At 40.5% G+C, this 15550-nt stretch carries 9 protein-coding genes; 6 read left to right on the top strand and 3 right to left on the bottom strand.

The features are described from left to right. Positions 1-77: 77 nt before the first annotated feature. The 3 genes from queD to HNP77_RS08800 are packed head-to-tail and all read right to left on the bottom strand — an operon-like array spanning position 78 to position 1976. Positions 78-464, bottom strand: coding sequence for a 6-carboxytetrahydropterin synthase QueD (gene queD, locus HNP77_RS08790; protein ID WP_184652795.1), 387 nt, complete (start codon positions 462-464; stop codon positions 78-80). Next, on the bottom strand, positions 452-1231 hold the full coding sequence (hisF, locus tag HNP77_RS08795) for an imidazole glycerol phosphate synthase subunit HisF (protein ID WP_184652796.1): 780 nt from the start codon (positions 1229-1231) through the stop codon (positions 452-454). The genes queD and hisF overlap by 13 nt, the downstream gene beginning before the upstream one ends. Before the next feature lie 16 nt (positions 1232-1247). Then, positions 1248-1976, bottom strand: coding sequence for an imidazole glycerol phosphate synthase subunit HisH (locus tag HNP77_RS08800; protein WP_343042551.1), 729 nt, complete (start codon positions 1974-1976; stop codon positions 1248-1250). Positions 1977-2046: 70 nt separating this feature from the next. On the opposite strand from HNP77_RS08800, the gene HNP77_RS08805 reads away from it, so the two are divergent. The 6 genes from HNP77_RS08805 (at position 2047) to HNP77_RS08830 (ending at position 15452) form a co-directional block, all read left to right on the top strand. Beyond that, on the top strand, positions 2047-2781 hold the full coding sequence (locus HNP77_RS08805) for a glycoside hydrolase family 16 protein (RefSeq protein ID WP_184652797.1): 735 nt from the start codon (positions 2047-2049) through the stop codon (positions 2779-2781). Between the two features lie 147 nt (positions 2782-2928). Then, a complete protein-coding gene (locus tag HNP77_RS08810; protein ID WP_184652798.1) occupies positions 2929-4698 on the top strand; it encodes a bacterial Ig-like domain-containing protein in 1770 nt (589 codons plus the stop codon). Between the two features lie 173 nt (positions 4699-4871). Beyond that, the gene (locus HNP77_RS08815) at positions 4872-5699 is read left to right on the top strand and encodes an Rpn family recombination-promoting nuclease/putative transposase (RefSeq protein ID WP_184652799.1); all 828 of its coding nucleotides are present in this window, start codon (positions 4872-4874) and stop codon (positions 5697-5699) included. A 175-nt stretch (positions 5700-5874) separates the two neighbouring features. Next, positions 5875-9306, top strand: a complete 3432-nt coding sequence (locus HNP77_RS08820) for an Ig-like domain-containing protein (protein ID WP_184652800.1) — start codon at positions 5875-5877, stop codon at positions 9304-9306. A 140-nt stretch (positions 9307-9446) separates the two neighbouring features. Then, the gene (locus tag HNP77_RS08825) at positions 9447-12248 is read left to right on the top strand and encodes a beta-1,3-glucanase family protein (protein ID WP_184652801.1); all 2802 of its coding nucleotides are present in this window, start codon (positions 9447-9449) and stop codon (positions 12246-12248) included. Between the two features lie 123 nt (positions 12249-12371). Beyond that, a complete protein-coding gene (locus tag HNP77_RS08830; RefSeq protein ID WP_184652802.1) occupies positions 12372-15452 on the top strand; it encodes a hypothetical protein in 3081 nt (1026 codons plus the stop codon). The last annotated feature ends 98 nt before the right edge of the window (positions 15453-15550 follow it).

The following is a 15550-nucleotide window of genomic DNA, read 5'->3' on the forward strand; positions in this document are numbered from 1 at the left end:
AAATATATATTAACGGTTCGTGTTACACAAAAAAAAATTGTTATGAGTGAATAAAAATGTGTTATTCTGAAATTGTTTCAGTCGCAGGTATATCTTGCTCTGTTTGTATCCGTTTCAAAAACGTCTACTGCATAAAGCCAGGGCTGTTTTCCGTCGGTCTTTTTTAATTCAGGAAGAATTTCAATCAGTGCTGAATAAATATAAAAGGCGATGCGCTCTGCACTTGGATTCTGGTCAAACCACTGGATGTCATTAAGGTTTGTGTGGTCAAGTTTTCCTGTTACCTGTTTAAGGCCATCCTTGAGTTTTGAAAAGTCCAGAAGCATTCCCCCTTCATTTAAAACGGAACCTTTTACGTGAACATAAACTTTGTAGTTGTGGCCGTGCAGTCTTTCACATTTGCCGTTGTAGTCCCGCAAAAAATGTGCTGCTGCAAAATCCGTATTTACTCTTACTTCGTACATACATCAAGCCTTACGGGAATTCCGTCATTGTTAAGGGCTTCTTTTATAGAAGAAACCGTGTAGTCTCCTGAGTGAACCATGCTTGCAATGAGTGCGGCATCTGCTTTTCCGTCAGATAGAACTTTTGTAAGGTGTTCAGGTTTTCCGCCTCCTCCTGAAGCAATTACCGGAACATTTACGTTTTCTGAAATCATGCGGGTAAGGTTAAGTTCGTAGCCGTCTCTGGTTCCGTCTGCATCAATGGAGTTAAGAACGATTTCTCCTGCTCCAAGTTCAACTGCTTTTTTTGCCCAGTCAAGGGCATCAAGTTCAGTGGCAACGCGTCCGCCGTTAATAAAAACCCTGTAACCGCTTGGCATAGCCGGGTCTTTTGCAGCATCCATTCCCAGTACGATGCACTGATTGCCGAAAACCCTTGCTCCTTCACTGATAAGTTCCGGGTGTTTTACAGCCTGTGAGTTAAGGGAAACTTTTTCTGCTCCTGCAAGAATCGTAGAACGGATGTCATCAATCGTGCCGATTCCACCGCCTACACAGAATGGAATGAATACCTGGGAAGCAACGCGGCTTATAAGGTCAAGAATCGGTCCTCTTCCTGCTGCACTGGCCATGATGTCGTAAAAAACCAGTTCATCAACTCCCTGACGGTAGTATTCAGCAGCCATTTCTACAGGGTCGCCTATATCAATATTGTTTTTAAATTTTATTCCTTTTGTCGTGCGTCCGTCCTTTACGTCAAGACAGACGATAATTCTTTTCTTTAACACTGTCTGCTCCCGTTTTTTACAGTTCTGCAAAGTTTCTTAAAATCTGAAGTCCTGCACTTCCTGATTTTTCCGGATGAAACTGAAAGACGCTGATGTTGTCTTTTTCTATGATTGAAGGTACAAGCATTCCGTAGTCAGCCGCTCCTTTTATAACCGAAGGATCATCAGGCTGAATTACGTATGAGTGTACAAAGTAAAAATCTGTGTGTTCCGGGATTCCTTTCATCAGACGGGAACCGCCGTTAAGATAGGTAATGTCATTCCAGCCCATGTGAGGAACTTTCAGCTCGTTTTTAAGCATGGCCCTTTCTTTGTGTTCGTTTTCGTCAGGATGTCTTTCCTGCCACAATTTAGAAAAGTGCCGTATTTTTCCTTTTAAAATGCCCAGACATTCAACATTTCCTTCTTCACTGAAATCAAAAATGATCTGAGAACCCAGACATACACCTGCCAGAGGTTTGCCTGAAGCAGCAAAGTCTTTTAAAAATGAGTCGTATCCGCTTTTTTTTAGCTGTTCCATAGCATATGCAGCATCACCAACGCCAGGAAATATGATCCTGTCTGCATTTTTAAGTTCTGCAGGGGTTTTAGAAATAATGTAGGGTGCTTTTATGTAGTTAAGGGCCCGTTCTACGCTTTTAATGTTGCCGGCATTATAATCTACTATACCAATCATGCATAAAAAGTAGCAGTTACCGTGCATTTTTTCAATGGATTTTTCGGTAATAGGGAGATTGAAAAACATGAAAATTATCCACCTTTTTCTAAAAAATAAATGGTTGCTAAAATAAAATTTCTATGTTTATGTTTTCCCTATGATTCCAGAAAATATGAAACTTGTATGGCAGGATAATTTTGACGGCAGCGGACTTGATTCAGCTAAGTGGAAAAAACTTGTCTGGAAAAAGGGCGTTGTGAATAATGAGGAGCAGTGTTATACGGATGATTCTGAGACCTGCTTTATAGATAATGGTCTTGTAATTCAGGCTGTAAAAACGGAAAACGGAAGCTGGAAAAGTGCCCGCATAACTACAGCCGGTCTTTGTTCCTGGAAGTACGGATATTTTGAAGCAAAAATAAAGCTTCCTGCAAAAACGGATGGTATCTGGCCGGCTTTCTGGATGATGAGTGAAGAAAATGCTTACGGTAAGTGGCCCCGTTCAGGAGAAATTGATATTCTTGAATATTCGCCTGCAACTTTCGGTTCTGATGTGTATGGAACCGTTCATTATGGAACGGGAACTGTGGATAAAGAAACGCATTTCTGGAAAAACCTTATGCGCGTTCCCCTTGAAAAACTGCCTGAATCTGCTGACGGTTATCATACTTACGGACTTATGTGGTCTGAAAATGAAATCAGCTTTTATTATGACGGAATAAAGTCTGCTTCTTCCTGGCGGCGCTATGACGGGGATGAAGTACGCTGGCCTTTTGACAGATCCTTTCATTTTATAATTAATCTTGCCATGGGCGGAACTTTAGGCGGTAAAATTCCTGAAAATCTTGAACGTGCGTCCATGAAAATTGAATATGTAAGGGTGTGGCAATAATTATACTGCACTAAAGTCGAAAAAAATGCACCTTTCTAAAAATTGTCCGTCTTGAGAATTCCCTCTGTCAGGCTGAGAATATCATAAAAGTTAAAGATAGACTGGGGCTGAAAGTTGTATGCACTTCAGGCTCCGGTAGGGGGTATTATGAAAAAATTGTCTTGGTTGGCAGCTGTAAGTGCATTGCTTATCGGCAGCTCAGTTTTCGTTTCCTGCGGTGGAAGCGACAGTGACGGCGGATCTGATCCGGTATTAGATAAGATAACAGTAGATGCTTCTGCTGCAAAAACTGTTTTTGCTGTAGGTGATTATTTTTCTGCTGACGGTCTTGATGTAAAGGCTGTAATGTCTGATAAAACAAAGAAACCTCTTTCTGTAGACGAATATACAGTTGCTCTTGCTGCAGCAAATCTTGGTGAAAATGGAAAAATCATCCGTGCAAAAGAAAGCGGACATTCAGAAGAAGCTGTAGTTACTGTAACTTATGAAGAAAAAACAGCTACTTATAATGTAACTGTTTCTGATGTTGTAACAAAACTTGAACTTACTATCGGATCTGCTGCTAAAGCAGAGTATGATGTTGGAGAAGAGTTTGATCCTACTGATATTACTGTAAAGGCATTCTATGGTGATGCTGACACAGTAGGTGAAGATGTTACTGAAAGCGCAACATTTACAGCAACTGTAAAAGATGATGAAGGTAATGATGTTGAATTTACAACAGAAGAACCTGGAACTTTTGCTGTAACTCTTACTGCTGAATATGCTGGTAAGACAGCTTATAAAAAGGCAACAGTTACTGTAAAGGAACCTGCCGCACCAGCTGACTATGAAATTTCTTTCAGTAACACAAAGAATTCTTATGTATACAGCGGTGATGGTGTATATACACTTACTATTGTTGAGGCAAATGATTCAGAGTGGGGTAATCAGATTTTCATCAAGAATCCTAACAAACTTGCAGGAGTAGCAAAGGGAGACCTTGTACTTGCAACAATCACTGTAAAGTCTGACAAGGCAATCAATGAATTATTCTTCAAGAACCAGTATAATGGCGGAACATATTCTGGAGTAGATACAGCAAAGGCTCTTACAGCTGATACAGAAACTGTTTTCCAGGTTGTTGGAACTGCAGCAAATGATTACGATGATTCAAGCTCTTATGTTATTGCTCTTCGCGGAAACCTTGCAGACACAACACTTGTAATCAGCAACATTAAGTCAGAAGTTCTTACAGACTATGATGTAACAAGTGTAACCCTTGAAGCAACTCCTGATTCAATCAGTGCTGGTGAAACATCAACAATCACACTTAAAGATCAGTACGGAATTGCTATTGCTGATGCAGTTTATGAAATTACCTCTGCGGATCCTGTTGCAACCCTCGAAGGAAATGTTCTTACTGCAGGGGATACAGCAGAGACCGTAACTGTAAAGGCAACTTATGGTGACTTTGAAGCGACTGTTGATGTAGTGATTTCTGCTGAAAAGGATTATGCAAAGTACTGGGCTCCTTCAATTACGACAGAAGGTAATAATGCACCTGCTGATTATTTCAGTATTTGGGCTAACCTTGGTTGGGTAGATGGTGGTTATGTACATCTTTCTGATATGACAGCAAGTGCAACAGGTGTAGCTTTGACCCAGACAGTGGATAATTTCTGTTGGTTCGGTACACAGATCTGGTACGGTGTAAGTGCTGCTAGTGACTTCTCATTCAAAGTAACTTCAACTGTTGCCGGTGGTATTACTATTAACGATGTGGTTTATGAACTTGAAGCTGGTACAGCAAAAGAAATTACCCTTGAAGGTGTAACTGGAAAACTTGCAATTCAGCTTGGAACAAAGGAGCCTGCAACTCAGCTTGGTGACTGTACCTTTACAATCAGTGACTTCAGCGTAACAGCCGCAGAGTAATCCCCCAAAAAATTACAGTTCATCCTGTAATTCAAAGGATAGATCTTACTTAAACTTTAACGGCACTTCCGTAACAGGAGGTGCCGTTTTTTTTGTTCTTTTGTGGTGATTTTGAAACTTCAGTGAAAATATATATATGCAAACCAAATTAAAAAAAAGGAGCTGTAAAAATCATGAACGGACAATTCACCAGACCCTGGAAGGACCTGACCTTTAAGGACAACTTTATCTTCTGCAAGGTTATGAAAAACGAAGAAATCTGCAGAAAGATGCTTGAGATTCTTCTTAAAATTAAGGTTGAAAAAATTGAATACATTGAATCAGAAAAGACCATCGAAAACTATTACGAATCCAGGGGAATCAGGCTGGATGTCTACGTTAAGGATTCAGACAGAATCTTTGACATAGAAATCCAGACCGGCAACTATGATGACCTGCTGCTGAGGGCCCGCTACTATCAGGGAGCCTGTGACGTAGCAACCGTAAGGCGCCGCACTAAATTCAGGAACCTTAAGGAAACCTACATCGTCTTCATCTGTGAAGAGGATCCTTTCGGAATGGGACTGCCCGTGTACACAAAGAAGAACCGTTTTACAGAAACAGACGCACTGATTTATGATGACAAAACCCATGCCGTATTTTATAATTCAAGTGCATGGAGCAAAGTTCAGGACGAAGAACTAAGGGACGTACTGCGTTTTATTTATGAATCCAAAGCCACTTCTTCTTTCTCAAAACTTCTTGAGGAAAACACCCTCCGTGCAAAATCCAGACCCGAAATGGAGGATGAATACATGTATTTTATGGACATAGTTGAAGAAGAAAAGGAATATGCTCGTGAAGCCGGCCTTGCAGAAGGAAGGGAAACTGGCAGAGCTGAAGGGGTGAAAGATACTAGAATTGAGACAGCAAAAAATCTTATTAAAATGAGCGTACTTACTTTGTCTCAGATAGCTCAGGCGACCGGGCTGCCGGAGCAAGAGATCGAGAAGTTAAAATAAAACTTGTATTGAATCACTTCCGTAACAGCCGGTGCTGCTTTTTTGAATGAATTTAATCTAAAAAAAATCTCCCAAAACTGAAAATTAGAGAGTTTTAATTCCTGAAAAGCTAACCATAATATCTAGAAGGGCTTTTTTTTATAAAAGCAGGTCAATATTTTATGGGGGAACAATTATGGTTTTATTCTCTTCACAAAAAGTAAAAAAGTCTGCCTTGGTTACAATGATTCTTTTTTTAATGGCAGTGCTGGCAGGTTTTTCTTCCTGTTCAGCATCTTCAAATGATGACTCAGAACCAGAAGTCAGTGAGATTACGTTAAAGGTTCAAGATGATGCTACATCACTTGTTGTCGGTGATACTTTAAAGATAACTGCTACTGTATTACCAAGAACAATAAAGAATCCTCAGATTACATGGAAGTCAAATCCTTCATCTGTAGCAACTGTAAGCAATGGTGTAGTTACAGGTGTTTCTGTCGGTAATGTTACTGTTACTGCAAAATGCGGTAAGAAAAGTGCTCAGGTTACTCTTACTGTAAAACGTGCAGAAAACGGAGAGACCGATGATTCTGTTGTAACAGGTGCAACTAAAGGAACCAGTGTCGGAACTTCGGGAACATCTTTTGAGGCAAAATCAAATAATGTTAACGATTATACTGTTCTTGTATGGTCAGATGAATTTGAAGGTACGAGCTTAAAAAATGAAAACTGGGCTTACGAGACCGGAAGAACAGGATGGGGTAATAATGAGTCTCAGAATTATACTACATCAAGCGACAATTCAGAAGTTAAAGGAGAAGTTCTCCGCATTACTGTAAAAGGTGACGGAACGACAGATCCTACGTCTGCACGTATAAAAAGTCAGGATTTAAAGTACTTTAAATACGGAAAACTTGAGGCCCGCATTAAATTTGATGAAGGTAATCTTTCATGGCCGGCATTCTGGATGCTTGGTCAGAATATGAGTGACGGTGTTACATGGCCGTATTGTGGTGAAATTGATATCATGGAGCATATCAATGAGGACCGCACCGTAATGGAAACCGTTCACTGGAATACTACAGGAAGTAATCCCGCAACAGATACATATTCTCATGGCGGCTGGGGAACTCATTCACCTGATTACAGCGGAACAAAACCTCCGATTTCAAAAGATGACTGGCACATATATGGCCTTAAGTGGACGGAAAATAAAATAACCATGTATGTGGATGACATTGATTATTTCAGCGTTGGTCTTGACGGAACAGGTTTTGACTGTTTTAAAAATCCTTTCTTCTTTATCTTGAATTACGCAGCAGGCGGTCAGCTTGTTGGTTATGACTGGGCTCCGGCTTCTGCATTTGCAGGTGTAAACTGGAACATGTATATCGACTACATCCGTGTATATCAGGATGAAAATCATGTTGTAGACGGTGTTGCAGCAGTTCCTGTTGAATCTGTTTCTGTTACTGGAACTGCATCTGTAAAAGTTGGTTCGACAACTACTCTTACTGCAACTGTAACTCCTTCGAATGCAACAGATAAAACAGTAACCTGGTCTTCTGACGATGCAAATGTTGCGACAGTTTCTTCAGACGGTGTAGTAACCGGTGTGTCAGAGGGAAGTGCAGTTATTACTGCAACTGCAGGCGGTAAGTCATACAGCGTAACAGTCAGTGTAGAAGAAGCAGAAGTTGCCGTAACCTCTGTTACTGTAAGCGGAACAGGTTCTATAAAAGTAGGTGCAACTACAACCTTTACTGCAACTGTAACTCCTTCAAATGCAACGGATAAAACAGTGACCTGGTCTTCAGGAGATACAAGTGTTGCAACCGTTTCTTCAAGCGGGGTAGTAACCGGCGTAAAAGCAGGAAGTGCCGTTATTACTGCAACTGCAGGAGGAAAGTCCGGAACAAAAACTGTAACTGTTACTGCAGAATCATCTTCGGGAATTACTTCTCCTTTAAGCGGCTATTCCCTTATCTGGAATGATGAATTTGATGAAGCTGATTCTGATGGAACACCATTAAGTACAAAATGGGGTTATGACATTGGTATAGGTTATTCTGCCTGTACAGATGGAAAGAACCCGAATAATGGAAACTGGGGTAACGGAGAACTTCAGTGGTATTCAGACAATGATGCCGACAACACATATGTAAGTGACGGAACTCTTAAAATTGTTGCAAAGAAAGAATCTTCCAACGGAATGAATTATACATCCGGACGTATTGTTACCCGCAGTATTACAGGTGGACAGTGGAAATACGGATATATAGAAATGTCTGCAAAGATTCCAAATGATGCCGGTGTATGGCCTGCATTCTGGATGCTTGACCAGGATATATATGATGGAGAAAACTGGCCTGGAAGCGGAGAGATTGACATCATGGAATCCAGTGTAAATCTCTGGGGAAGCGACAATGTTTACGGAACCCTTCACTGTACTGCAGGAAGCGGAGGAAGTCCTGTATTTACAAAGAATTCTACAGTTTCTTTCAGTGACGGAAAATTCCATAAATATGCCGTGGACTGGGATGATGATCACATTGACTGGTATTATGACGACGTAAAAGTATTTACATATAATCCGGCAAGCTATGATGACGGGCCGTGGCCATTTAAAGAAGAATTTTACATCATTATAAACCTTGCCGTGGGCGGAAACCTTGGTGGTGAAGTTCCTTCTGACTTTACCTCAAGTACTATGGAAGTTGACTACGTGCGCGTATGGCAGAAAGATGCCGGATATACAGACAGAAGCGGAGCTGTGGAAGTCACTGGAGCACCTTCTTCAACTGTAACAAAAAACATTCCGGATGGAGCAAAGGTTGTGTATGATTCCACTGCAGCTGCAACAAATGGAATTACCGGAGGCGGTTCATGGAACGGCGGCTGGGCATGGAGTGACTATACAGCAGGTGATAAGACTTTAAAGCAGGTTACATTCAGTTCCATTAATGGAGATAATGCCTGCGGCGGATGGAATATCAGCAGTTATGATTATGGAGCAAATGCAAAACTTCATTTAAGTGTTTATGCAAGTCACGATTTCCAGATTAAGCCTGTAAAGCCCGATACAGCTTATTCTCAGACAGTTTCTTCTGACGGTACTTATGAATGGGTTGATGTAGAAATTGATCTTGGTTCTGCAAATACTCTCTCTCAAATCGGATTTATTTCCTCTGTCGTACAGACCATCTGGGTAGACCATGTTTATATTACTGAATCTGACAGCGGTTCAAGCGGATCCGGAGGAAGCGGTTCAGGTTCCGGCGGAAGTGGAGATACTGGTTCCGGAATTGACTGGAGCAGTATTAACTTCGCCGGAGACGGAGCGGGAGGTGGAGCTTATAGCAATAAATATAAGTTCTATTCAGAAAACAATGTAGGTTCCCTTGTGAACATACAGAGTTCATTCGGAAAAGAAGCTGGTTTGTATGTGGCATTTAATGATGTCGGAGCACCTTCGGCCTGTTCTTTATCAAAAGAAAACTATGCTCAGCAGGGGGCAGGTATGTTGTTCTATATCAGTAAATTTACTGCAAAGGAAACTTCTTTCACAATAACTGCTGGTGGTAAAACCTACACTTGTGCAGTTTACTATGCCGATGGAGCAGAGTAAGATTTAATTAAATTGCAGTGCAGGCCTTTCTTTCTGACGGGCCTGCATTTTTTTTCATTTCAAAACATCCTAAAACCGAAATATAAAGACTACAGAAATAAAAAAAAGTGTAATACCTTTGTATTTGCAGGAGGAATTCCATGAATAAAATCAGAAACTTTTTTCAGTTAAAATCATGTGTGTTTTTATTTTTTATCGCAGGTGTTTTTTCAGTAATTTCCTGTGAAGTGAATTCAGATTCTGAACCGGCACCTGTAAAAGTAGAAAGCGTTACTCTTTCTGGAACAGATTCCCTGAAAGAAGGTGAATCAAAAACATTTACGGTTACGGTATTGCCAGAAAATGCTGCAGATAAAACTGTTACCTGGACTTCTTCTGATTCAGAAATTTTAAAAGTTGATGCCGGCGGACTTGTTACTGCTATAAAAGAGGGAAAGGCTGTCATTACAGTAACTTCATCTGACGGTAATAAAAAAGACAGTATTGAAGTAACTGTTGTAAAAAAACAGACTTCTGAAGATAACGGCGGAGATGACAACGGGGGAGGGAATAACGGAGGACAGGAAGGAGGGGAAACAGAAAATCCTGAACAGCCTCAGTCTGCTCCATCAGTGGAAATTCCTTCCGGAGTTTATGTAATTCAGAATTCATCAAAAAGCATTTCCACATTCGGCGGTGCTTTAGGCTGGAATGCAGGTTCCGTTGAACTTTCAGATTACACTTATCCGTCAGATTCAAAAAAAGCAAAGAAAGTAGTATTTACCCGTAACGGTGCTTATGATGCTTTTTATGTCAATACAACCATGCTTGATGTGACGGCTTCTCCAAAACTTTATATGAGCGTGTATGCTTCTCATGATTTTGCAATCAAAGCCATGACCACAAACAGAGAAGATTCATTCACTGTAGAAAATGACGGTGAATGGGGCTGGCATAGTGTTGAGTATGACATGGGAGCTGCTTCTGAAATTACAATGATATGTTTTGTATCAAGTATTCCCCAGACAATATATGTTGATAAGGTTTATGTAACCGGCGCAAAAGTTTCTTCCGGTTCAGAAGGAAGCGGCGGCAGTGGATCCGGCGGAACTCAGCCTGATGAAAACCTTACGGGAATAAGCATAAGCGGACCTTCTTCAGTAAAGGTAACTTCCCAGATAAATCTTACTGTAACGGCAACTCCATCTGATGCTTCTACAGGAACTGTAACCTGGTCAAGTTCAAATGAAGATATTGCCCTTGTTTCAAATAAGGGAACGGTTACAGGCCTTTCTGTTGGAACTGTCGTTATTACTGCAGAGGCCGGAAGTTTTTCTGCAGAAAAAACAATTAAAGTTATAGAAGATGTAGATCCTGAAAGTGCAGTTCAAAAACCTTCTGACATTTCACCTGAATCAAAATACACTGTTCCTTTCGGTGTTGTAACAAACGGCGGAATCGGTAACGGTCAGTTCAGTATCTGTTTCGGAGCTCCTTCTCCTATGGCAGACTACTGGGATTTATTTATTACAGGCGGTGATTACAGCGAACAGAAAGTAAAGCTTGGTACTTGCGGCGTGACAAATATAAAAACAGGCAAAGCCGGTACATACAGTCTTTCGCTTTATGCAGTATATGTTGTTGATGATGTTCCTCATTATTCAAATCCCTGGACGGGCAGTGTAAACGTAACTACAGATTCTGTTGCACAGACTTTACCTTCTGATGCTGAAGCGCGCCTTGCTAACAGAACTCTCGTAAAAAAGAAGGACACAACGACCCTTACCCTTCAGTTTGAAAACAATACCGGTTACTGGCGTGATGATCAGATCTGGGTAACGGGTTATGGTCGCAATGCAATAGGTGAGTGGTGCTATCTTAATAAAGACGGAACTGCAATTCCAATTCAGGCAGGTACGACAAGTGAGGACTGGTCTTTCCGTTTCAGTGATGTGGATCCTGAATGGGGACTTCAGTGTAAGGACTTCAGTTCCAGCCGCATTTATTTTACCTGTGGTGATGAACCTGTAACCATGAATGCCGTTATTGACGGAAACGGAAATGTTGGTGTTGCTCAGCCTAATATGGCAATAGAAAATGATTCTAACTCTACAAAATATTTTGACTGGATTGAATTTACTTCCGGCGGAGTTCTTTATGTAAATACGACTCAGGTAGATGCCTTTACATTCCCTATCGTAGTTGCAGATTATGCAGATGACGGAATGGGCGGTTATGAATGGAAAAAATCTGTAGGTGTTACAAAGAGCCGCAGTGAAGTTTTTGCAGCCTGGGATTCATGGACAGATAAATACACGCATTATAAAAACCTTGTACGCTGCAATGGAACAAGAATTCTGGCGCCATGCAAAGTTCCGAAAACAGATTTTGATATGACTTATATGGATTCTTACATTGCTGATGTATGGAACTATTATAAGACTCATGACCTTTATTATTCAGAAAATGAACACGGTACATACACTGGACGAGTTCATGAGATTGCGGATAAAAACGGAGTTACAAGAAATGTGCTCATAATGACCCGTGCCGGGGATGGAGCAAAGTTTTATGTTTATGACACTCCTAACATGGAAGAAGCTTTTGAAGGAAGCGGAAAACTTGCAATGGACTGTTCACCGGGGCAGAGCATGGAATGGTTTGGTACTTCAGAATACGGAAATGCAGAAACTTCTAAAAATGTTCAGAACCGTATCTGTTCTGCATTTACCCGTCATGCCTTTATTAAGCAGGGAAACGACTACATAAATGTCATGGATGATCCGAGCCGTTATTATTCGGAAGAGCCGGCAAACATGTATTCTGCATTTTTCCATAAAGAAGCCGGAAACCTTGACGGATATGCCTACGGTTTTGCCTACGATGACAATCATGATCAGTCTACGACTACTGTTGACGGTAACTGCCGCGGAGTTGTTGTAGGAATCGGAGCCTGGGAATAACATGCATTTCGGTTTTAATCATAAAATAACCGAAAAAAACACTCTATAAGTAAAAAGCACTCCCTACCTTCTGTAAATATTACCCCTTAGAATAGGGTAAGTAGAAAAAAAAGGGGGTGTATTATGCAGAAAATTGCAAAATTTTTTGAAAAAACTATGTTTACTGCTGCTGCAGTAGTGTTTTTTGCATTTGGTGCATTGTTTGTATCGTGTTCTGACGGAGGCGGTTCCGGCGGAAGTTCTGTCAGCCTGAAATCCATTTCACTTGATGTTACGGATGTAAAGACAGCTTATATTTCAGGAGAAGATGCTTTTACTGCTGAAGGATTAAAAGTAACTGCGCTTTATTCAGACAAGTCAAGAAAAGAAATCAGTGCAGAAGAATATACAGTTACCGGTTACGAAAAATATGCAGATGCTAACGGAGTACTTTCTCTTACCGGCGATGCAAATTATGTAAGCGTAAAGATTACCGTTGAATATAACGGACAGAAAGCTTCGTATTCCATTGTAATTTCAAAACCTGTTTCCCGCATAACGGTTGATGTATCTAAAGCTGTAACGGATTTCTTTACGGGTGATGAAATTTCACTTGAAGCTGTTGAACTGGCAGAGGATGACGAAGAACAGGCTGCAGGCTTTATCGTCCGTGCATTCTATCTTAATGAAGGTGATGAAGGTTATGCAGAAGAAGCAGACGAAGTTGTAACGACAGGCGTAAGTTTTACTGCAGTAGACAGTTCCGTAAGCGGAACTACTGACGTTAAGGCATCTTATCTTGGAAAAGAAAGTGAAGCTTTTGCTGTAAACGTTTATAGAATTTCTGGAACTGTTGCTTCTGAATATGAAAAGGGAGATGCAGTACCTTCTCTTGATGGAATTAAAGTTTATCTAGGTGATGAAGAAGTAACTGGTGCTGAGGTTGTTCTTAAAGATTCAGAAGGAAATGAATATGCTGAATCAGTTTTCAAAGTAGGTACATATTCCCTTATCGTAACAGCCGGAACTGCAGAGAAAACTTTTGCAGAAATTACAGTTAACCGTCCTGATGCAGAAAAGTTTGCTGTTATATCAGATGAATCAAAAATTGAAGGTGCAGCCCTTCAGATAAGAATTGATGCTTCTGACATGAATGTAAAATGGGCAGAAAATCTTGAATCTGTAAAACCTGAAATTACTTTGTCTGACGGAACTGTCAGCTCGGACCCGGGGGCATTCTTTACAGCTCCTGCGGTAAATGCAGATACAGGAATTGTAGAAAAGTTTACAATTCAGATTGTACTTACTTCTCCTGTTTCTACAACAGTTGCAGATGTATCAGCTGATATTGCCGGAACAAAATACAAGGCTACAGTTCGTTTTGTAAACGGTTCATGCATTCCTTCTGATTATGTTCCTTCTTCCCTTGTTCTTGATAAAACTTCTGTTGAACTTTCATGCGCTGCAACAACAACATTTAAAGTAACAGACGGAAAGTACGGCCTTGATTATTCTTCTGATGTAACATGGTCACTTGAAGAGGATTCAACCGGTTCTTCGATTGAAGGCGGTCTGTTTACTGCTGGAACAGTTGATGAACTTTCTACTGTAACAGTTCGCGCAAGCCTTAAGGCAAATCCTTCTGTTTATGCAGAAGCTTCTGTTACAATCAATCCTGATAAGGATGATGTTTCTTCAATCTATGATGCCCGTATTTATAATGAAGAGAATAACGGTGCATGGTTCCATGGTGAACTTTCATGGGATGATTCACAGTATAAGATTGTAGAAATAACATCAAAGAGTGCCGGCATTCAGAATATTATAGATGTTGTTCCTGCTGAGGATAAGACAACTTTCATGATCAATCTTACCAGCGGAGAGTATCGCGGTGTAACAAAAACTTTTGTATTCCGCGTTAAGACAGAAAAAGGTGCTTATTACGATGTAAGCGTAACTTACACAGACAGAGATGTTACTGCCGGCGGATCAACAACTTCTATTGATGATGTTTCAGTTGAAGAAGCTGTTCTTAATCCAAAACTTATTCTTGCAAAAGAAAATGTAGAAGTTGAAAAAAACGGTACTGTCAGAGTTGCCATTGCTTACGATGAGATTTTAGATTTTGATGCAGCAAAAATGTCTGCAGCTTCTTCTGATGATGAAGTGGTAACTGCTAAAATTGAAGGAACTGAACTTGTTCTTTCATGGGTAAAAGATGGTGAAGCGACAGTAACTGTATCTTATGATAACAGTGTGACAGTGAAGACAACTATAGCTGTAACAGCCCTTGCAGGAGAGATTGTGTATGAATCTCTTCCAATTCTTCCTAAGGGAAATATGCAGACAAAGGTTGAAGGTGCAAGTGTGTGGCTTTACCTTGACAACACAAATCTCGGAATTAGTGGAACTGATGCAAGCAAAGTTGAAGTTACGGTAACGGATACGGCAACTGGAAATGAAGTTGGCATTAACACAAAGGAATTCAATGACTACGGTGCAAACACAGTAAGACTTTATCTTGTATTTGGTGCTGCTTATGCTAACCTTAAAGTAGATGTTGTTGGAACATTCAACGGCAAAAATTACAAGGGCGAGGCTGTCTTCAAGGATGGTATATACCAGTTTGAATTTGTACCTGAGGCTCTTGTCGTAAGTCCTGCAACAAAAACTGTTGAAACTGGAAGTGAAGTTACATTTACTGTAAAAGATACCAAATATGGTGTAGATATTACTGATAAATGTACCTTTGCTACAGATAATGCCACAGTTAATGGTAATAAAGTGACTGTAGGCGACGCTGTAGGAGCTGTAACGGTAACAGTAACTTATAACGATGACGAAAGTATTTCGGCAAGTGCAACGCTTAATGTTGTTGAAGCAGGTTCTGTTTCTTATGATGTTGTACCAGTCCTCGTAAACGATACTTCAATCGGAGGAAACCAGATATTCTTATATCTTGACAACAGTATAATTAAAATGGCTGTAAAGAATAAGTTTGAAAATGAGATGGAATTTGTTTTTACTGATACAAAGACAAACGAAGTTCTTGCGGTTACACCAGTTGAATACAATGATTGGAAAGGAGATAAATTCCGTCTTTATGCAACTCTTCCTTCTGGAGGACATGACGATGCAACCTTACGGATAACGGCAACATTTGGTGACAAGTCTTATCAGAGTACTGTTACTTTTGAAGGTGGAAAAGCTGTTTCAAATGAATAAAATAATTTAGTAGAATTTTTACTTTGTTCTCAATCCGTCCCCCGTCTGCACTTCTCCTTAATTATACGCGGACGGGGGATTTCTTTTTTTCAGGCTGA

This window comes from Treponema rectale, assembly GCF_014202035.1.
Taxonomy (GTDB): Bacteria; Spirochaetota; Spirochaetia; order Treponematales; family Treponemataceae; genus Treponema_D; species Treponema_D rectale.

Coding starts and splice junctions, on each gene's coding strand:
- HNP77_RS08830 (WP_184652802.1), top strand. CDS start 12,372: ATGCAGAAAATTGCAAAATTTTTTGAAAAAACTATGTTTACTGCTGCT.
- HNP77_RS08825 (WP_184652801.1), top strand. CDS start 9,447: ATGAATAAAATCAGAAACTTTTTTCAGTTAAAATCATGTGTGTTTTTA.
- queD (WP_184652795.1), bottom strand. CDS start 464: ATGTACGAAGTAAGAGTAAATACGGATTTTGCAGCAGCACATTTTTTG.
- HNP77_RS08810 (WP_184652798.1), top strand. CDS start 2,929: ATGAAAAAATTGTCTTGGTTGGCAGCTGTAAGTGCATTGCTTATCGGC.
- HNP77_RS08820 (WP_184652800.1), top strand. CDS start 5,875: ATGGTTTTATTCTCTTCACAAAAAGTAAAAAAGTCTGCCTTGGTTACA.
- HNP77_RS08800 (WP_343042551.1), bottom strand. CDS start 1,976: ATGTTTTTCAATCTCCCTATTACCGAAAAATCCATTGAAAAAATGCAC.
- HNP77_RS08815 (WP_184652799.1), top strand. CDS start 4,872: ATGAACGGACAATTCACCAGACCCTGGAAGGACCTGACCTTTAAGGAC.
- HNP77_RS08805 (WP_184652797.1), top strand. CDS start 2,047: ATGATTCCAGAAAATATGAAACTTGTATGGCAGGATAATTTTGACGGC.